Annotated in this window: 16 protein-coding genes; 8 read left to right on the top strand and 8 right to left on the bottom strand. The window is 57.9% G+C overall.

The annotated features are described in order from the left end of the window. Positions 1-4 precede the first annotated feature (4 nt). Positions 5-1,471 carry a cation:proton antiporter gene (locus ABVT35_RS16740; RefSeq protein ID WP_368467732.1) on the top strand — a complete coding sequence of 489 codons (1,467 nt, stop codon included), beginning with the start codon at positions 5-7 and terminating at the stop codon, positions 1,469-1,471. Positions 1,472-1,474: 3 nt separating this feature from the next. Here ABVT35_RS16740 and ABVT35_RS16735 read toward each other — a convergent pair whose 3' ends face one another. The 4 genes from ABVT35_RS16735 to ABVT35_RS16720 all read right to left on the bottom strand — a co-directional run bounded on the left by ABVT35_RS16735 (position 1,475) and on the right by ABVT35_RS16720 (position 8,245). Continuing rightward, complete coding sequence (locus tag ABVT35_RS16735; protein WP_368467912.1) at positions 1,475-2,644, bottom strand: lytic murein transglycosylase; 1,170 nt, start codon at positions 2,642-2,644, stop codon at positions 1,475-1,477. A gap of 95 nt (positions 2,645-2,739) precedes the next feature. Continuing rightward, on the bottom strand, positions 2,740-3,516 hold the full coding sequence (locus ABVT35_RS16730) for a GH25 family lysozyme (RefSeq protein ID WP_368467731.1): 777 nt from the start codon (positions 3,514-3,516) through the stop codon (positions 2,740-2,742). A gap of 137 nt (positions 3,517-3,653) precedes the next feature. Beyond that, positions 3,654-7,289, bottom strand: a complete 3,636-nt coding sequence (locus ABVT35_RS16725) for a hydantoinase B/oxoprolinase family protein (RefSeq protein WP_368467730.1) — start codon at positions 7,287-7,289, stop codon at positions 3,654-3,656. Between the two features lie 74 nt (positions 7,290-7,363). Continuing rightward, on the bottom strand, positions 7,364-8,245 hold the full coding sequence (locus tag ABVT35_RS16720; RefSeq protein ID WP_368467728.1) for a DMT family transporter: 882 nt from the start codon (positions 8,243-8,245) through the stop codon (positions 7,364-7,366). A 135-nt stretch (positions 8,246-8,380) separates the two neighbouring features. On the opposite strand from ABVT35_RS16720, the gene ABVT35_RS16715 reads away from it, so the two are divergent. Continuing rightward, on the top strand, positions 8,381-9,721 hold the full coding sequence (locus ABVT35_RS16715) for an MFS transporter (protein ID WP_368467727.1): 1,341 nt from the start codon (positions 8,381-8,383) through the stop codon (positions 9,719-9,721). A 1-nt stretch (position 9,722) separates the two neighbouring features. Here ABVT35_RS16715 and ABVT35_RS16710 read toward each other — a convergent pair whose 3' ends face one another. Together ABVT35_RS16710 and ABVT35_RS16705 are read right to left on the bottom strand one after the other, a co-directional pair. Continuing rightward, positions 9,723-10,529 carry a DUF2189 domain-containing protein gene (locus tag ABVT35_RS16710; protein WP_368467725.1) on the bottom strand — a complete coding sequence of 269 codons (807 nt, stop codon included), beginning with the start codon at positions 10,527-10,529 and terminating at the stop codon, positions 9,723-9,725. 138 nt (positions 10,530-10,667) lie between these two features. Beyond that, positions 10,668-11,384 carry an isoprenylcysteine carboxylmethyltransferase family protein gene (locus ABVT35_RS16705; protein WP_368467724.1) on the bottom strand — a complete coding sequence of 239 codons (717 nt, stop codon included), beginning with the start codon at positions 11,382-11,384 and terminating at the stop codon, positions 10,668-10,670. A 208-nt stretch (positions 11,385-11,592) separates the two neighbouring features. On the opposite strand from ABVT35_RS16705, the gene ABVT35_RS16700 reads away from it, so the two are divergent. From ABVT35_RS16700 to ABVT35_RS16690, 3 genes are read left to right on the top strand one after another with little or no spacing between them, the layout of a single operon-like run. Further along, positions 11,593-12,252 carry a TetR/AcrR family transcriptional regulator gene (locus ABVT35_RS16700; protein ID WP_368467723.1) on the top strand — a complete coding sequence of 220 codons (660 nt, stop codon included), beginning with the start codon at positions 11,593-11,595 and terminating at the stop codon, positions 12,250-12,252. Positions 12,253-12,305: 53 nt separating this feature from the next. Further along, the gene (locus ABVT35_RS16695) at positions 12,306-13,115 is read left to right on the top strand and encodes a crotonase/enoyl-CoA hydratase family protein (protein ID WP_368467722.1); all 810 of its coding nucleotides are present in this window, start codon (positions 12,306-12,308) and stop codon (positions 13,113-13,115) included. A gap of 46 nt (positions 13,116-13,161) precedes the next feature. Beyond that, positions 13,162-14,310, top strand: a complete 1,149-nt coding sequence (locus ABVT35_RS16690) for an aromatic ring-hydroxylating dioxygenase subunit alpha (protein ID WP_368467721.1) — start codon at positions 13,162-13,164, stop codon at positions 14,308-14,310. Positions 14,311-14,335: 25 nt separating this feature from the next. Here ABVT35_RS16690 and ABVT35_RS16685 read toward each other — a convergent pair whose 3' ends face one another. After that, positions 14,336-15,742: a hypothetical protein gene (locus tag ABVT35_RS16685; RefSeq protein WP_368467719.1), complete on the bottom strand. Its 1,407-nt coding sequence runs from the start codon at positions 15,740-15,742 to the stop codon at positions 14,336-14,338. Positions 15,743-16,055: 313 nt separating this feature from the next. Between ABVT35_RS16685 and ABVT35_RS16680 the strand changes: the two genes are divergently transcribed. Next, positions 16,056-16,754, top strand: coding sequence for a cyclic nucleotide-binding domain-containing protein (locus ABVT35_RS16680; RefSeq protein WP_368467717.1), 699 nt, complete (start codon positions 16,056-16,058; stop codon positions 16,752-16,754). Between the two features lie 32 nt (positions 16,755-16,786). Here the strand turns inward: ABVT35_RS16680 and ABVT35_RS16675 are convergent, their stop codons facing one another. Beyond that, positions 16,787-17,335: a DUF3291 domain-containing protein gene (locus ABVT35_RS16675; RefSeq protein ID WP_368467716.1), complete on the bottom strand. Its 549-nt coding sequence runs from the start codon at positions 17,333-17,335 to the stop codon at positions 16,787-16,789. Between the two features lie 160 nt (positions 17,336-17,495). Here ABVT35_RS16675 and ABVT35_RS16670 point away from each other — a divergent pair, with 160 nt between their 5' ends. Further along, positions 17,496-18,206, top strand: a complete 711-nt coding sequence (locus ABVT35_RS16670; RefSeq protein ID WP_368467715.1) for a TerB family tellurite resistance protein — start codon at positions 17,496-17,498, stop codon at positions 18,204-18,206. After that, entirely contained in the window at positions 18,203-18,970 is a 768-nt protein-coding gene (locus ABVT35_RS16665) for an N-acetylmuramoyl-L-alanine amidase (RefSeq protein ID WP_368467714.1), read from the top strand. The genes ABVT35_RS16670 and ABVT35_RS16665 overlap by 4 nt, the downstream gene beginning before the upstream one ends. The last annotated feature ends 10 nt before the right edge of the window (positions 18,971-18,980 follow it).

Below are 18,980 nucleotides of genomic sequence, written 5' to 3'. Positions count from 1 at the left end.
AGCCGTGCAAGAATCGATTGAGGAATCGAACGGGAGAAGGCTTCTGGAAGAAACGGTACACAAGGTAGTCTCGGAGGCCGTTCCCCATGGCGCAGCGCTGAGCAGCATTGCATTTGTCGCTGCTATCGCTGTCATCATGGGACTGGGCCTCATTCGATTGCGGCAGCCGCCGCTGGTCGGCTTCATTCTTGCGGGTGTTGCATTGGGACCTACGGGATTTGGCGTTATCGCCAATTCCGACAACGTCAACCTGTTGGCGGAAATGGGTGTTCTCATCCTCCTCTTCTTCATTGGCATGGAGTTGTCGCTCAAGGCCTTCGTGCTGACGCTCAGACAGGCGGTGCTTGTTGCCGGCGGGCAGATTTTCTTTGCGCTTGTGGTAGCCGTGCTGATTGGCCTTGCTCTTGGCATCGGTATTGCGGAATCGATCATTCTCGGTTTCATCATTGCCATGTCCAGCACCGTGGTAGCGATGAAGATGCTTGATGATATGGGCGTGCTTCGCGGCGAGGAGGGGCGTATTGCCGTCGGCGTGCTGATTGCGCAGGACATAGCCGTTGTGCCGATGCTGATCTTCGTCAGCAGTTTTGGCAGCCGGGAAATCGACATTTGGGAAGTGGCGTTCAAGGTCATCATCGCTGTCGGGTTTCTCGGCGGTTTGCTGTGGTGGCTGGGCAGAAGGGTCAAGCTGCGCATTCCCTTTGCCGAGCAGATTGAGAACAATGTGGAGATACTGGCCCTCGGTTCGCTGGCGCTTTGCTTCTCTGCAGCCGCTGCATCGGGCCTTGCCGGCCTGTCGCCCGTCTATGGGGCGTTCATCGCCGGCATTCTTATCGGCAATTCAACCCTGCGCAGCCGCGTCATTCCGGTTATCGAGCCGATCCAGAGCGTGTTGCTCGTCGTGTTCTTTCTCTCCATCGGCCTACTGATGGATCTGACCTTCATCTGGAACAACCTGTTGCTGGTGATCGCGGCGTCGCTTGCGGTGATTGCCGCCAAATCCATTCTCAATATAGCCCTTCTCAGGCTCACAGGTTCGGACGAACAGACGGCGTTGATTGCCGGACTGTCGATGGCGCAGATCGGGGAGTTTTCCTTTGTGCTGGCGGCCGCCGGCCTCAGTGCGGCGGCGCTCAGCGGCGATGCCTACCGCCTGGCCATAGCTGTCACGGCGATTTCGCTCCTGATCTCACCGGTCTGGGCCAATATGGCACGCCGTGTCGAGCGGGTTGCGACTGCAGGGTTGACCTCCTACCGCGAGGCGCTGATCGAAGCCTATGCAACGGAAATCGGTGAAGTGCAGCGTGGCCGGCAGGCTGTCGACCGCGCCGTGTTTCATGCCCGGCTGCGTTACCGGGCCGCCAGGCTCGCGCTTTATCAGCGCCGCACAGAAAAGGCGGCGAAACAAGGTGATGAAACCAGCGGTGAATCGGTTACATCAACGGACGATTCCGAACAGCCTGCGCAATAGGGATCATTGCAGCCTTGCGAGCAGCTTGGGTGTCGGCCACGCGTCGGCCGGCATTCCGAGGCGCATCTGTTCCTTTTGAACCGCAGCGCGCGTACCTGCACCGAGAATGCCGTCGATCTTGCCGACATCGTATCCCTTGTTCGAAAGGATCGTCTGCAATGTCTTCATTTGACCGTCCGACAGGCCGGGATCCGGATTACCCTGATTGTAGCGGCTGGCGCCAGCGAGGCGCGTGGCAAAATAGGCAGCACTGGTCGTGTAAATGAACGATTTGTTCCATTCCAGATAGATTGAGAAATTGGGGTAGGCGAGAAACGCCGGACCCTTGCGCCCCTGAGGCAGCAACAGCGCTGCTGCCGTGGAACCTGACGGCAGCGAACCCTCGCGCGCCTTTACACCCTGAGCTACCCACTGCGATACGGACTCGGCCTTGCCGAGACCCGAACCCTGCCAGGCGAGATTTGAAGGTACAGTCACCTCCTGCAGCCAGGGCTGACCGGACTGCCAGCCGAGGTGGCGAATAAAGTTGGCTCCTGTCAGTATCGCATCCGGCGCGCTTGTTTTCAGCCGCACATGGCCGTCGCCGTCTGCATCGACGCCGAAACGGATGATGTCGAGCGGCAGCATCTGCACCTGTCCGATCTCGCCGGCCCAGGCACCGGTGGTGCGGGCGGGATCGAGATCACCGTTTTGGACCATCTGTATGGCGGCGATCAGTTGCGGACGAAACAGCTCCGGCCTTCTGCAGTCGTGAGACAGCGTAACCAGCGCGTTGATTGTATTGAAATCGCCCTGGACCGCGCCGAAATCGGTTTCCAGCCCCCAAAAGGCGGCAATGACCGGGGCGGGCACGCCGTATTCGCTCTCGGCGCGGGCAAAGACATTGGCGTATTTGGCCATGTTCTTTTTGCCGTGCTGCATGCGGTGGCCACTTACCATCCGCTTCGAGAATTCAAGAAATGTCTGTTTGAAAACGCCTTGCGCACGGTCGCGGCGCAGAACTTTCTTGTTGATCGCGGCATTTGCCAGAGCCCTGTCCGCGGCGCGTTTGGAAATACCCTTCGAAACCGCCTCCTGCTTAACGCCTGCAAGAAACTGGCTGAGGCTGCCTCCACACTGGGCTGCAAGAGTAGGAGAAGCAAAGGCGATGGATGTTGCGCCAAGCAGGATCATGGCTGCGCGTGCGATCGGTCGTTTCATGGATGTTTCCCAACTGCGGCTGTCTGTTAACGTTCCACTTATCTAGTTTCAAAAGCTTAATGATGGTCTTACTGTGTCGCGCTTGCGAGCCAGATGTCCCATTGTTCCTTATTGCCGACAAAGACATTGATATCGGTATCGCCTGTAATACCCGGAACACGTCCTGTGCCGGTGTACTGCCAAAAATGCCAGGCGCGACGGTCGTAGACATTGTCGGGATGATCGGCGACGGAGCGGACCCAGAATTGATACTCCGTAAAATATCCTTCGAGATTTTGACTGTGAAAATCGACCGTCGTGTAAATCATTGGCCGCTTGCCGTAATGCGCTTCGACACGCTTTAGAAAATCGCGCATTTCCCCGCGCACGATTTCCGGGTCGGGCCGCTTTTTACAGGTCTTCGACTGGTGGTTCCATTCAATGTCGAGGACCGGCGGCAATGCGGAACGGTCGTTCGGCGTGTTGGCGATGAACCACTCCGCCTGTTCCTTTGCCGTGCGGCAGAAATAGAAGAAATGATAGGCGCCGCGCGGGACACCGGCGCGTTTTGCCCCATACCAGTATTCTTCAAATCTCTCGTCGCGGTGATCGCCACCCTCGGTGGATTTGATGTAGGCAAAGGCAATGTCGGCCCGCTCCAGCCTTCGCCAGTCGATATCGCCCTGCCATTTGGAAACGTCGATGCCGTGAATCTCGTGTGTGGCCGGGTGCTGGCTTCCAAAATATTGCGGATCGCTGTCGCCATATCGGGAAGGGGACGCCTCCGGCTCCAGGCCAAGATCGGATGTCGTGCACGACATCAGGACAAATAACAGCGGGATCAGCGCAAAGCCGAAACGGGGCATATCGAACCGGTCCGAATCAATTCACGTTCATTGCCAACGACTTTTAAAGGACAAAATTGGTCGGGTCACGCCATTTGAATATCGGTATCGCAGGCGTTACCACGACCATGAAGCTCAACGGCAGCCCGGAAGAATGCCTATCGCCTTCCGAATCCGCCTGCCGTCGGTGTTGTCAAAATAACCGCTTCACCGGCTTCGAGCACGGTCTGGTCGCAGCCTTTCAGCTCATCCATCGCTCCGTCGAGGCGTCTTATGACCGTCTTGCCGACCTGGCCGTGACCGCCACCGTCAATTCCCTCAGGCGGGCGATTTCGATGCGACGACAGGATGGCGCACTCCATTTTTTCAAGGAACCGGATGGTGCGGATCGTCCCGTCACCGGCCGAATAGCGCCCTTTGCCGCCGGAACCTTCGCGGATGTGGAAATCTTCAAGCAGCACGGGGAAACGCATCTCCAATATCTCGGGATCGGTGAGGCGGGAATTGGTCATGTGAACGTGTACACCAGAGGTTCCGTCAAAGCCGTGGCCGTCATTTGTGTGACCGGCGGGCGAACCGGAACAGATCGTCTCGTAATACTGATACTGATCATTGCCGAATGTCAGGTTGTTCATCGTGCCCTGGCTGTTGGCCATGGCGCCCAGTGCTCCGAAGATCGCATTGGTGACATGCTGCGAGGTTTCGACATTGCCTGCAACAACGGCCGCGGGGTAGCTCGGACTGAGCATGCAGTCGTCCGGCAGGATAATGTTGATCGGGCGAAGACAGCCGGCATTCATCGGAATGGCGCCTTCCACCATGACCCGGAAGCAATAAAGAACAGCGGCGCGGGTGACGGGTTCGGGCGCGTTGAAATTGTTCTTCATCACCGGCGATGTGCCGGTAAAATCAACTGTCGCGGTGCGCTTATCGCGATCGACCGTGATCTTGACCTTGATGTGCTGGCCGGTGTCGGTGGCGTATTCGTAGGCGCTGTCCGACAGGGCGTCGATGACCCGGCGCACGCTTTCGGCCGCGTTGTCCTGGACGTGGCCCATATAGGCCTCGACGACCTCGAGGCCGAAATTGGCGACCATCTTGCGCAACTCGGCAACGCCCTTTTCATTGGCGGCGATCTGGGCTTTCAGGTCGGCGACATTCTGATGGACATTGCGGACCGGGTAGGGATGGTCGGTAAGCACCTTGACCAGTTCGGCTTCTCGGAATTTTCCCTTTTCGACAATCAGGAAATTGTCGATCAGCACGCCTTCCTCGTCGACGGTTGTCGCGAGCGGCGTCATCGAACCGGGTGCGGTGCCTCCGACATCGGCGTGGTGACCGCGCGATGCCGAATAAAAGAGGATCGTTGAGCCCGTGTCGTCGAAGACCGGCGTGACGACGGTGATATCCGGCAGGTGCGTTCCGCCATTATAGGGCGCGTTGAGCGCAAAGACGTCGCCCGGATGGATATTACCTTCGTTGAGCTTGATGATCGTTTCCACAGAGCGGTCCATGGAGCCCAGATGCACCGGCATGTGCGGGGCGTTGGCGACAAGCGCACCGTTGCGGTCGAAGACGGCGCAGGAAAAGTCCAGGCGTTCCTTGATATTGACCGAGTGGGCGGTGTTCTGGAGGGTTATGCCCATCTGTTCGGCGATCGACATGAACAGGTTGTTGAAGACTTCCAGCATGACCGGATCGGCATTTTTTGTGCCGATCGCATCCTGGCGTGCCATTTCCTCGTGCCGCGTCATGACGACATGACCCTTGGCGTTGATCTCGGCCTGCCAGCCTGTTTCGACGACAATCGTCTGGTTCGCTTCAATGATCAGCGCGGGACCGGCGAGTGACTGTCCCGGCGAAAGCGCTTCGCGTGTGTAGACGGGCGCCTCACGCCACTTTCCGTCGGAAAAGAGCCTGCAGGTGCCGTCCGCCGAGGGCGAGCCGCCGCTCAAGGGAATATCGTGCTCGACCGCTGCATTGCTGCGATTGTCCTTCGCCTCCACGGCGACGGCTTCCACGATGATTTTCTTGTTGTCGTAGATGAAACCGAACTGCGCCTTGTGCGCGGCTTCAAAGGCAACACGGGCCTCGCTCTGCGAGCGATCGGAAAAGACGACGGAAAGCGGCGTGTCCGTTCCGTCATAGCGAAGATGCAGGAGCGGGCGCCATTCCACCGCCTCTTCCGGAACGCCCTGCGTGTGCAGCTCGTCGCACGCATCGGCAGCCAGCCTTTCGATCAGGCGGCCGATTTCATCCAGCGTCTCATCGGCAAGCGGTTTGACCAGTGCCTGCTGGCGTGAGGCAAACAGGCCGGCAAGGCCGATGCCATAGGCCGAAAGGAGCCCCGAGAACGGATGAATAAGAATGGCCTCCATGCCGAGCGCGTCGGCAACGAGACAGGCGTGCTGACCGCCTGCGCCCCCGAAACAGTTAAGCAGGTACCGGGTAACGTCGTATCCGCGCTGGACCGAGATTTTCTTGATGGCGTTGGCCATGTTCTCGACAGCAACCTTCACAAAGCCTTCAGCCACTTCTTCGGGTGACCGGCCGTCACCGATCTCTTCGGCAAGGTCGGCGAATTTATTGCGCACGATTTCGGTGTCGAGCGGCTGATCCTGTTTCGATCCGAAGATCGCCGGGAAGAAATCCGGCTGCAATTTGCCGAGCATGACATTGGCGTCGGTGACGGCGAGCGGTCCGCCGCGGCGGTAGCAGGCGGGGCCAGGATCGGCGCCCGCGGAGTCCGGCCCGGCGCTGAAACGTCCTGCCTCGTAATGCAGGATGGAGCCGCCGCCTGCGGCAACGGTATGGATCTGCATCATCGGTGCACGAATGCGCACGCCGGCGACCTCGGTGTCGAATGCGCGCTCATATTCGCCGTTGAAGTGGGCGACATCCGTGGAGGTGCCGCCCATGTCGAAGCCGATGACATTTTCGAAGCCGGCAAGATCTGCCGTTTCCACCATGCCGACAACGCCGCCTGCAGGGCCCGAAAGGATGGCGTCCTTGCCCTGAAACAGGTTTGCCGCCGTCAAACCGCCGGAGGACATCATGAATTTGAGGGAAGGTGACTGGCCGTTCTGCGCGTCGGCGCCGACACCGAGATCCTTTGCAACCTCATCCACGTAGCGCCTAAGGATCGGCGAAAGGTAGGCGTCGACGACCGTCGTGTCACCGCGGCCGACGAGCTTGGCGAGCGGCGAAGTGCGGTGGCTGACCGAAATCTGTGAAAACCCGACCTCCCGGGCAATGTCAGCAACGACTGCTTCGTGGTCCAGATAGTTCCACGAATGCATGAAGACGATGGCGACGGCGTCGATGCCGGCAGCCTTTGCATCGCGCAGTTCATCGCGGATTGTTCCAGGTTCCGGGATCGCTTCAACTGTGCCGTCGGCGCGCACACGCTCGTCAACCTCGATCACCTTCTCGTAGAGCTGCTCGGGAAGGATGATCTCCTTGGCGAATATGTCGGGCCGGGCCTGATAAGCGATTTTCAGCGCATCGCGAAAACCGCGGGTGATCACCAGCAGGGTTCGGTCGCCCTCACGCTCCAGCAAGGCGTTTGTGGCAACAGTGGTGCCCATCTTCACTTCGCCGATAAATTCGTTGGGGATGGGAGCTCCGGGTCCAACACCCATCAGTTCGCGAATGCCCTGAATGGCGGCGTCACGATAGGCTTCCGGATTTTCGGAAAGCAGTTTTTTCTGGATCAGTTCGCCATCGGGCGAACGGCCGATGACATCGGTGAATGTGCCGCCGCGATCAATCCAGAAATCCCACTTGTCCGCCATATCGTTCATCCTTTCGTTGCCGAACAGATGCACACTCGCCTGCGCCCTGTCCATAGCGAAATTGCGTCAGTCGTTCAGGAGATGCGTGCCTTTCTGCCGAACCACACGACCGCAGCCACCGCAATGGCGAAGGCGAGCGTCATCGTCGAAATGCGTTCGGAGAGAAGCAGGGCGGAAAGCGCAAGGGTCACGAAGGTCTGCAGAAGCTGAATTTGTCCTACGCGGGCGATGCCGCCGATTGCAAGGCCGGCATTCCAGAACAGAAAGCCACCGAACATTGAAAAAAGTCCGAGATACAAAAGTGCCCACAGGGAAGGGATGTCCGGGTCCATGATGCCCGTTTGCCAGTTCCACGCCGTGCCCGCGATCGATATCGGAAGCGTCAGGATCAATGCCCAGGATATTGTTGCGCCGCCTGACATGATGCGTGAAAGCCGGGCGGAGAGCACATAGCCGAGCGAGGCGGAAAGCCCCGCCGCCAGCAGCCAGAAATCGCCAAGCGTCAGGCTGAAATGCGATCGCAGGAGTGAAAAGGCAACAACGAGAGCCGCCCCCAGAACACCAAGACCCCAAAAGACGAGCCCCGGCCGTTCACCGCCGATGAGCGCGGCAAAAACAGCGGTCATCAAAGGCAGCAACCCTAAAATGACGCCACCGTGGCTGGCCGGTACGGTTTCCATCGCCAGGGTTGCAAAGCCGGGAAATCCGAATACCAGTAACAAGCCGGCCAGAAACGCTTCGGGGATATTTTTGCGCGGCAGTTTATATCCGGTAACGGCGAGATAGGTGGCAGCGGCTGCGGATGCGATGAGTGCCCGCGAAAATGTCAAAAACCACGGTGAGAACCCGTCAAGACCGATGTGGGTCATCGGTAGCGTCGCGCCGAACAGGACGACACCGACAAATCCCAGAACCATGCCGAGGCCCTGCCGGTTCTGATCAATCGCATGTTCCACGGTCATCCCCGAAATTGTTGAACCAGCGGTGTAATCGGCAACGCGGCGCGCGTCTAATCAATTGGATTGATCGATGTATTTGTCGCAGTTGTGCAACCTTGCGGCGGCTCCAAATGCCGTGACATAGATAGTGTCATGTTCGATGTCCTATCAAACCGGACCTACGCAAGGCTTTTTTCGGCACAGGTCGTTGCTCTGCTCGGCACAGGGCTTTTGACCGTGGCGCTGGGGCTTGCCGCCTATGAGATCGCCGGGGCGGCGGCGAGTGTCGTGCTTGGTGTGGCGCTGACGATCAAGATGATCGCCTATGTGGGATTTTCGCCGATTGCCAGCGCGCTGATCAGTGGGCTTGACCGCAAGAAAGTGCTGATCTCCGCCGATCTTGTCCGGGCGGGCGCGGCGCTCTTCCTGCCATTCATAGACGCTGCCTGGCAGATCTATGTGCTCGTTTTCGTACTGCAGGCGGCATCCGCAACCTTCACACCGGCATTTCAGGCGACGATACCGGAAATCCTCCCCAAAGAGGAAGATTACACAAAGGCGCTTTCGCTTTCGCGCCTGGCCTACGATCTGGAAAATATCATCAGTCCGGTTGCCGCCGGCCTGTTGCTGATTGTCATCTCATACAATTGGCTTTTTGCCGGGACTGCGCTCGGCTTTCTGGCATCGACGCTTTTGGTGCTGATGACATCCTTTCCGGTGATTGCTGCCGCCAAGAGCCGCAGTTTTGCCGACCGGCTGACACGCGGCAGCCGCATCTTTGCCGCCACACCGCGTTTGCGCGGGCTGTTTTTCCTCAACCTTGCGGCGGCCTCAATCGGTGCCGTCGTTATCGTCAACACGGTTGTCATCGTGCGATTTCTCTATGGCGGGTCGGAGAGTGACGTTGCGGTCGCACTCGCCGCGTTCGGCTGCGGATCGATGATTTCGGCGCTGTCGCTGCCGCGGTTGCTGGACCGGGTAACGGACCGTCTGGTCATGATTGCCGGCGCTTTGTTGGGCGCGGGAACTTTCATGGCCCTCGGCACCTATGCAGCCTTCGGCCAGGTCCCGCCCTGGCAGGTGCTGCTGTCCGTATGGCTGTTTGTCGGACTGTGCTACTCGGCAATACTGACGCCGTCCGGGCGGCTGTTGCGCCGCTCGGCCCATGCCGAGGACCGGCCGGCACTGTTTGCCGCGCAGTTTGCCCTCTCGCACGCCTGCTGGCTGGTGACCTATCCGCTGTCGGGGTTCCTGTTCGAAGCCTTCGGAATGGGTGTGACAATGCTGATACTGAGTGCTCTTGCCGGATTTGCGATCGTGGCGGGACTTTTATTCTGGCCGGGGGGCGAGCCTGAAATCATCGAACACAGCCACGAAGACCTGCCCGCTGACCACCCGCATCTGCGGGAAACGGGCGTGCGCACCGGTGCGCACCGCCACCGGCATGCGTTTGTCATTGACGACGAACACCGGGTCTGGCCGACCCACGGATAATTTAGGTTGCCTTGTTTTCAGAACCGATGGCCGCCTCGTAGAGGTGCCAGGTTGCATGCCCGAGAATGGGAAGCACGATGATCAAACCAAGAAATGCCGGGATCATGCCTATGATTGCCAGCGCCACCACGATAATGCCCCAGGAAACCATGGGAACCAGACTTTTAAAAACGGTCTTGAAGCTGACGATCATGGCGGAGATGAAATCGAGCTCGCGGTCGAGAAGCAGCGGCATGGCGATGACGGTTGCCGAAAACAGGAAAAAGGACAGAATCGCACCCGAAATCGTGCCGACGCCCACGAAAAGCATGCCCTCATGCGTGGAGGTGATAACGTCAATAAAGCGCGGTATCGTCGAAATGCTCTTGAAGCCCAAAAACAGCGCCAGAAGCAATCTTACCTGGTAGATCCACATCCAGAAGATGAAAAGAACGACAAACGCCATCCAGCTGAGCTGTCTTTCGCGCTGTTTGAACATCACCAGCAGAACTTCGCTCCAGACAAGCGGTTTGCCGGCTGCAAGGCGGCGGCTGACTTCATATAGGCCGACCGCCACAAACGGGCCAATGAGCGGAAAACCGATCGCGACCGGTATGATCATCCACGGCATGTTGAGATACATCAGGGACGCGAGGATAAACCATCCGCCGGCGGCGAAGATGCCCCCGAAGAACAATCCGAACAGCGGCGCGCGCAGGAAATCCGATATTCCCGCCTTGAGGGCGCTGCGTATCGTTTCGAACGATACCGCATGGACCTCCGGCATTTTCGGCGGCTGGTAGGTTACGGTCTGGTCGTTGTTTTCCACTGTCATCCTCCCGTGCGCGACGATCATATTATATTTTTGATATATAAACATGTCGAAGCCCGCAGGCTCCAGCGGTTTTACGGCTCCAACTGTGGAACAACGCGTGATTTTTTGCAATTGCCGGTCAAGTCGTTGCAATCACCAGACATGCGGGACGAGGCGGTAGCGCACCTTTTCCATATAGGCCGCATAACCTTCGAGGTTCTGGCGCAGATGCGCCTCTTCCCGGACACAGCGCCAGGCGAAGACCAGAGTTATTGTGAACGCCAACATCACGCTGATCCATGAGCCGAGCAGCAGCGCCCCGGCAAGAAAAAATAGGCTGAGGGTCGCATAAAACGGATGGCGGACAAGCCCATATGCACCTGTGGTCACCACGGTGTGGCCGCGCTCGGACTGGACCTGAACCGTAGGCGCGAGATAGGAGTTCTGGCGCATGACGGTAAAGTTCGCCCACAGCGTTATAACCATGCCAACACCGCCGACAAGTCGGAGCCAGAACGGCATGGCTGACCATCCGTAGCGTATGGCGTCAAATCCCGGAACGACAAGCCACAGGCCGATGAGCACGATCAGCAGGGCAAGCAGCATCCTGTCCCAAATGGGCTGGTTTTCCTGGGGCAGGATTTTCATCCGCTCCTCGATCAGTTGGGGGTCGTGATTTGCCAGGCTGACGGACATGGGAGTGACAGTGACGGCAAAAAGGCCAATGAAAACCCAGCCGGCTGTCCAGGAAACAGTTCCCGCCGTCGTGAATAAAATAACCGCCATGACAATATATTCGCCCACAAGAACGGCCCAGATCCTTACCTTCATACCGCCGGGATTTTTATGCCATATGGCGTTGTCAATCATTAAGGATCTCCGGTTGTTCCCCGCATCTCAAGCCCGGCTGGCAAGCACATCGCGTACTGCAATGAGAGGTTGGGCGCGCGGGGTCGGTCCTTGAGATATGGACGCATATTAGCGACAGGTGAGGGACGCGCCAATCATGGTTTTGGCGACCGTTTCGCAGACCGGCAGGCTTACGGTGAATTGTCGAACAGTTGACACGAATATAACAGTGTTATTTACTGTACCTATGGCTCTGGCAGAAAAACAAAGACCGAAGACGTCGGAAGCGCGGCGGCGCCGAATTCTCGAGGCGGCGCGAACCGTCTTCCAGGCAAAGGGCGGGCTTGGCGCCGGCATGCGACCGATTGCGGCGGAAGCCGGCTGCACGACCGGAGCGATCTACGCCGCCTTTTCCAGCAAGGAAGACATCTATGCGGCATTGCTTGAGGAAAGCCTGCGGGAACTGGCGCTGATGGTCGCGGGCGCAGCCGGACGCGAGGCCGCACCGGACAAGGCGCTGCATGCTGCGATTATGGCGTTTTTTGAATATTATCAATCACATATATTTGAGTACAGCCTCGGTCTTTATCTTTTCGAAAAGGACGGGCGAAAGGGGCTTGGAACAGAACGCGACGCCGCGCTGAACGCCCTGCTGGCACAATCGCTGAACGTGCTCACGGTGTGTTTTGAACGTCTTGGCGCGAGGTCGGGAAATGGCCCGCGGAGTTCTGCCGCTCTGGCCAATGCATTGTTTGCGACGCTTATCGGCGTGATGGCCATGGTTGTGTCTGGCCGGGACCGATCCCTTCAGGTCAATGCCCGTGACATGCTCGAGACAACCGTTGACATCTATCTGGCTTCACTGGGTAATAACACTGTTACAGAATAGCATGCGAGCCAGGATAATGTCCTTGATGAAAGCAAACAGGAACGGAGGATAAGATGGCAGTCGAAATTGACAGGAACGGCCCCGTTTGGACGATCATTCACAATCGGCCGGAGGCACGAAATGCCGTCGATCCGGAAGCGGCCGATGCACTGGTCGCCGCCTTCGAGGAATTTGACAAAAGCGATGCCAGGGTGGGCGTGTTCTGGGGCGCGGGCGGCGCCTTTTGTGCCGGCTGGGATCTGAAATATGCCTCGACTTTGACCGAGCCGGAAAAGTTTGAAAGGGAAATCGTCAAGGGGCTCGGGTTTCCTGTTGGCTCAGCGCCCGCGCCACGCGGACCCCTGGGGCCGTCGCGCATGGAACTTTCCAAACCCGTAATCGGCGCAATTGAAGGGCCGGCCGTCGCCGGCGGCATGGAACTGGCGCTGTGGTGCGACGTTCGGGTCATGGCCGAGACGGCTTACCTCGGCGTCTACTGCCGGCGCTGGGGCATTACGCTTCTTGACGGCGGCACGGTACGCCTGCCGCGGCTTGTCGGCCAGGGAAAGGCGCTGGAAATCACCATGACCGGCCGCAAGGTACCGGCGGACGAATGCTACCGGATCGGTCTTTGTGAAAAGGTCGTTGCGCCCGGCGGTGCACGCGATGCGGCAGAGGAAATGGCGCACGAGATTGCCCGTTTTCCACAGGAGGCGGTTCTGGCAGACCGCCGCTCGATCATTGAAACAAGGGGCCTGCCCGTCCGTGAAGCGCTCAAGGTGGAATGGGCAAACGGTGTGGATGCGGTCCGCAAGGAAGGGGCTGCAGGTGCGGGAAATTTCCGCGATGGTGCCGGCCGGCACGGTGATTTTTCAAGAATTTGAAACAAACAGGCGTCCAGCAGGCGACAGACATGCAGGGAGTTAAGTCATGAACCGCGAAGAAGAGATCGGTCTGCTCGATGAGTTGCTGGGTCTGCGCAAACGCAATTCAGCCTATCTGGACGAGGCGGTCACCTATTCGCCAATGAGCCGGTATCTCGATGCGGACCGGTTTGCGCAGGAACGCGAGTATGTATTTCGGCGGCATCCCAGCCTGATTGCCCACGTCAGCGAGCTGCCGGAGGACGGCTCGTTCCTGCGTCGCGATGTGGCCGGAACATCGGTTCTGCTGACCCGTGACAGGGACGGTGAATTTCACGCTTTCCACAATATCTGCCGCCACCGCGGGGCCCAGCTTGTCGATGCCCATGGCGGCTGCAGACATCGCTTCACCTGCCCTTATCATGCCTGGACCTGGGACAATACCGGCCGGCTGATCGCGGTTCCGCATCAGGAGCAGGGATTTCCAGATCTCGACAAGGAAAGCTACGGGCTGAAGCCCATTGCCTGTGCCGTCCGGTTCGGATTCGTCTGGATCCAGCTATCGGCGCAGGACGATATCGAGATCGGCGCGCATCTGGCGCCACTGGCCGACGACCTCGAGTGGCTGAAGCTGGACGGGCATCAGGTCTTCACCACCAGGGAACAGGTTTGGCACTGCAACTGGAAGGTCGTCATCGAGGGCGGGCTTGAGGCCTACCACTTCCGGGTGGCCCATGCGAAGACCATCGCCGGCATGTTTCTTGATAATCTGTCCAGCTATCAGCTGTTCGGCCCGCATATCCGTTCCGTTCTGGCGCGCAGCACGATTGACGAACTGGTCGAGCAGCCGCGCAAGGATTGGAAGATCAGGGACTACACGAATATCGTCTACAACGTGTTTCCCGGCAGTGTTTTCCTGGTGCAGGGGGACCATGTGGTTCTCGTTCATTTCGAGCCGCAGGCGATCGACCGCACGCTGATCCGATGCGTCACGCTGATTCCCAAGCCGGACGAACCCCTGACGGACAAAGCGAAAGGATACTGGCAGGCCAATCACGACCTTACGGTCGCCACACTCGATGAAGATTTCGCGCTTGGCGAAAGCATCCAGAAGGGGCTCGATCAGGGCGTCAACGAGGCAATGACATATGGACGCTTCGAAGGGGCGCTCAACCGGATAAATGCCGAAATCGAGCGGGTCCTGTCGCAGACTTGAGGTGAAATAGCTGTTACGGGCCGCTCTAGTCATGGTCCTTCAGAAAAACAAGCAGGTGAACGCGGGCCTTACGGTCGACCTCGTTGTGCTGTGGATAGACGAAACCATCCAGTATCTTGATCCCGATGGAGCCGGGGGAGGCGGCGGGCGAGGGTGCTGAACATTTGCGCACCAGCTTTTTGAGTATTTCCGCAACTTCCGCCGCGCGAAGATTGGGAAGGTCCTCATTGCCGTAAACCGTCTGCCCGCCGGAGGGCACTCCCAACATGTGCTTGGTCGCATCTGCGCGAAATGTCAGTGCGAAATCGTCATTTTTTGCATTTGGGTCGACATTCTCGTGCAATCGGATCGCTGCACGTGAATTATCCAGATCCCGTTGCCAACGCCGCCGTTCACCGTCGGCATAGCCGCGCACAAGAACGAGCGCATCTGCAGCGAGCAGTTTGATGCGCATCTGTACATATGTCCATTCCACTAGGCTGGCGACAAGCTGGCTGTCCACCTCAAAGCCGTCGATTGCAGGCATGTTTTTGATGGCTTCTTCAAGGGGAACGCCCTGAACGATGGCGCGCGTGGCGGCCCCGCATATCGTGTCGGCAAGGCTGGTGCGCAACTCCTCGGAGATTCTGCCCTGGTAATCCCCCTTGATGACGAATTCTTCGGATTCGAAGTCAAACAAACCGGCTCCGCGCGGCATGATCTGGTCGGGCACAAAGTCCTTGCGATAAATCTCGAATGTTGCCACCGCGTCCTTTCCGGCAATGCGCGGCCAGTGGTCGGCGCGGATGGCCAGCAACACCAATTCCGAATTTAGTGCGTTTACGCCGCTCTTCACCTTATCGAAGGCGGCCCGGTCTGCTTCGCTCAAAGCGATATAGTCCGCCGATTGCCAGGCCTTGCGGGCTTGCGACAGGGCTTGCGTGAGGCGTGCCGTTTCGTTGACAAGACTTCTTTTCAGATCTTCGTTTGCAGTCGTCAGTTTGCCAGCCAGCGCGGTTTGCTCATCAAGGTCCGATTTTGTGTCGGCAAGATCCTCCACTGCCTGATCGTATTGTTCCTGAAGCAGCTCGTTAGATGCGTTTGCCTTTCCAAGATCAATTGCCAGCTTGCCGGATTTTTCCTTTTCCAGATCAAGGTCTGTTTCCAGCTGGTCCCGCTCACTTTTCAGCGTATCGCGCTCAGTCCTGATCCGGTCATTGTCGTCAGACAGCTGACTGTTTTCTCTTTCAAGACTTGGAGCATACAAACTGACCAGTATCACAAATGCCGCGAGGCCGGCCGCAACCAGAACAAACCCGACCGGACCTTCCACGCTGACGTCCTTATATTTGAGGACCGCCGGTTCATCCGTCATGCGCCGCCGCAGCAGATAAAGGCCGAACAATATGACCAGCAGGCACAGGAGCATTCCCAATGAAATAAGAATAATCACTGATTTGATCCTGCTCCTTGTTGCTTTGACGGGTTCGGCCGCAAGGGTCATTGATTTGCCATCTAATGATATCAACGTATGGCTGCATTTTCAAAAAGCCCTGCCGCGTCGCCTTTTGACGGCCCGGTGCACAAGGTGGTAATTCACAGGGGCACGGCAGCCGGATGGGCGACCGCTGCCGAAAGACCGTGGGATCAGCCAGAGCCGGTTTTTGACATGCGAAGATTGTGAATGTGTGCCATGGCCACAAAGAGGTCATGGTTACTATGCCATTTCGCTCACCGTGCTGCGCATAGTAAGTGGAGTTCACCAATTGGAAACAGAAATAGAAACGATTGTCGCAACCGCGTTGTCGCCATCGTCGATCGCCGGCCATTTGTCGTACGGACTGTTGGTCCTGTCGATGCTAATGAGTTCGATAGTCTGGCTGCGTGCCATTGCACTGGTTTCGGGAGTCGCCGGGGTCGTCTATAGCGGCATGGTTCTGCGTGACCCGATCGGGACCGGCTGGGAAGCCCTGTTTGTCATGGCGAATCTGAGTCAGTTGTGTCTGCTGATCTGGCGAAGCCGCCGGGTCCGCTTTACGGATGAGGAATTCCTGTTCTGTCAGAACGCACTGGTTCTGGTACCCCCTTTCCTGGCGCGCCAGTTCATCGATAGCGGGTCCTGGCACGACATTTCAGCGGGTACGGTTTTGACGGAGCAGGACGAAACAGTCGAGCAACTGACCTATATCGCGGAAGGGCACGTCGATGTCCAGGTGAACGGCAGGCTGGTTGCCTCGTGCGGGGCCGGCGATTTCGTCGGCGAGCTGGGCATTTTGTCCGGCCGCCCGGCTACCGCAACGACAACCGCTACGTCTGATCTGCGCGCGCTTGTGTTTAAGCGGGAAAGCCTGTTGAAGCATTTGCAGCGCAAACCGGACATCAAGATCGCTCTGCAGGCCGGTTTCAAAAACAACCTGCGTCAGAAGCTGGCGAAGGCAAACGAGCGCACGCTTGCCGAAACCTGATTCCTGACAATGCCATGAAGGACGCTTTCAGCTTAGATTGAGGCTGCGCCCTGACCATAGTGAACGGCAATTGCCTTCAGCCGTTCGCGGTCAACCAGGCATACATGCCCCCGGGCATCAAAGGGCTGCTTGAATGTAAAGGCAAAGGCCGACACGCCATGATCGTGAAGGTGTTCGTGGCGCTCAACGGCCTCAGTCCAACTCGGTGTGTGGCCGCCATCGACCCACCACAGCGCATAGGGTGGCCACCTCGGCTTTTCAAACCACAGGCGTCCCCTTGAAAGCGCCTCGGCATGCAGGCCGAAATAGGAAAAGGCCATGGGCGATTCCAGGTCCGTCCAAAGGGAAAGCGTTGCCGGCGACCAGCCGTCGCCGCGCTCTTCGTAAAACCGCGGATAAACCTGATTCCCCCAGGGTTCCGGGCCTGGTTCATCGTCATAGCCGGAGCGCGCAACGAATCCGGGAGCATCTTCAACCGCATCCAAAATGGGGTCGTTGCGTTCATGAAAGCCGTCATTGTTTGGATGTTCCGACGGTTCGATGAAAATCCCGAATGTAAAAAGTGCAACGCGGCTGCTCACGATACGAAATCCTCTTGCGTATTTTAGTCAAAATACTGCCGGCATATGAGATTAAGGTTAAAACCGGACAGATTTCGGTCTGAAGGACAAGAAAAGGCGTGCTGAAATAAGCCGATTATTGAATCTCGCAATGCGCACGCAAATCGCTTAAACACACATCATGTCCATATTTGCGAGACTGGGACAATTTGTAAGCATTGCCACGTCGGAGGCTTTCTCCGGCGTGATTGAAGCCGTGCGTACCGTGTTCGAGGGTGATCCGGAAACGCGCCGCAGGGTGGCGTTTTCTGTTGCAATGATCGCGCTCTCGGCAAAAATGGCGAAAGCCGACGGCATCGTCACGCCGGACGAGGTTGTTGCCTTTCAGGAGCTGTTCGAGATTCCGGACAAGGAGGCGCGCAATGTGGCGCGGCTTTACAATCTCGCAAAACAGGATGTGGCGGGTTACGAATCCTATGCCGCAAAGATGGCGGACCTTTGCGGGACCGGCGAAGACAATTGCCTGGTGCTGGAGGATATTCTTGACGGCCTTTTCCATATCGCAAAAGCGGATGGTGTGCTGCATGAAAAGGAGCAGAGTTTCCTCGCCCGGGTCGCCGAGATCTTCCGGGTCAGCGAAGATCACTTCGAACGCATTATCGCCCGGCATACCTATGAGACGACCCACGATCCCTATGCGGTTCTCGGGCTTTCCCGCGATGCGACGTTCGACAGCATAAAGAAACACTACCATAAGCTCGTATCCGAGGCGCACCCGGACCGGCTCATCGCGCGCGGTGTTCCGGAAGAGTTCATCGCCATTGCAAACAGCCGCATGGCGGCGCTCAACGCCGCATTTGCTGCGATCGAAAAGGAACGCAGGGCGGCATGACGCTGAAGGATCCCGAATTTGCCGGGGCGCAGGTCCGTCCGTCGCCGAATTTTGGTGAGCGCCGGGGCGGTCCGCCAGACATGCTGGTGCTCCACTATACGGGCATGGACAACGCGGACGAAGCGCTTGCCTGGCTGTGCTCCGAACGTTCCGAAGTGTCCGCGCATTACTTCATTTATGAAGACGGCCGCATCGTGCAGATGGTTGCCGAGGAAATGCGCGCCTGGCACGCCGGAAACAGCCTGTGGAAGGGCGAGCACGACAACAACTCCCGCTCCATTGGTATCGAGATCGCCAATCCCGGACATCAGGGCGACTACCACGAATTCCCGCCAGAACAGATCGCGGCGGTCATCCGATTGTGTCAAAATTGTGTCCGGAGATGGGCAATTGTGCCAGAGCGTGTGCTGGCTCACAGCGATATTGCACCGCAGCGTAAAGAGGATCCGGGCGAAAAATTCCCCTGGCGATCACTTTTCGAGGCCAGCGTCGGACACTGGGTCGAACCTTCTCTTGCGACCGGCGGCCGGTTTTTCCAGCGGGGCGATCAGGGGCAGCCCGTCGAGGCATTGCAGGCGATGCTCGCCATGTATGGATATGGTGTTGAAATTACCGCGTCTTTTGATGAAGTTCTAGAGGCCAACATCAAAGCCTTTCAACGTCATTTCCGACCCTCAAAGGTTGATGGAATTGCCGACGTCTCGACCATAGAGACACTTCATAAATTGCTGACTTCACTGCCGGGCATGTCCGGATCAGCGTGAATACTGCGCC

Source organism: Hoeflea sp. TYP-13 (assembly GCF_040932035.1).
Classification (GTDB): domain Bacteria; phylum Pseudomonadota; class Alphaproteobacteria; order Rhizobiales; family Rhizobiaceae; genus Hoeflea_A.
This window is presented reverse-complemented; position numbering and strand designations above follow the sequence as displayed.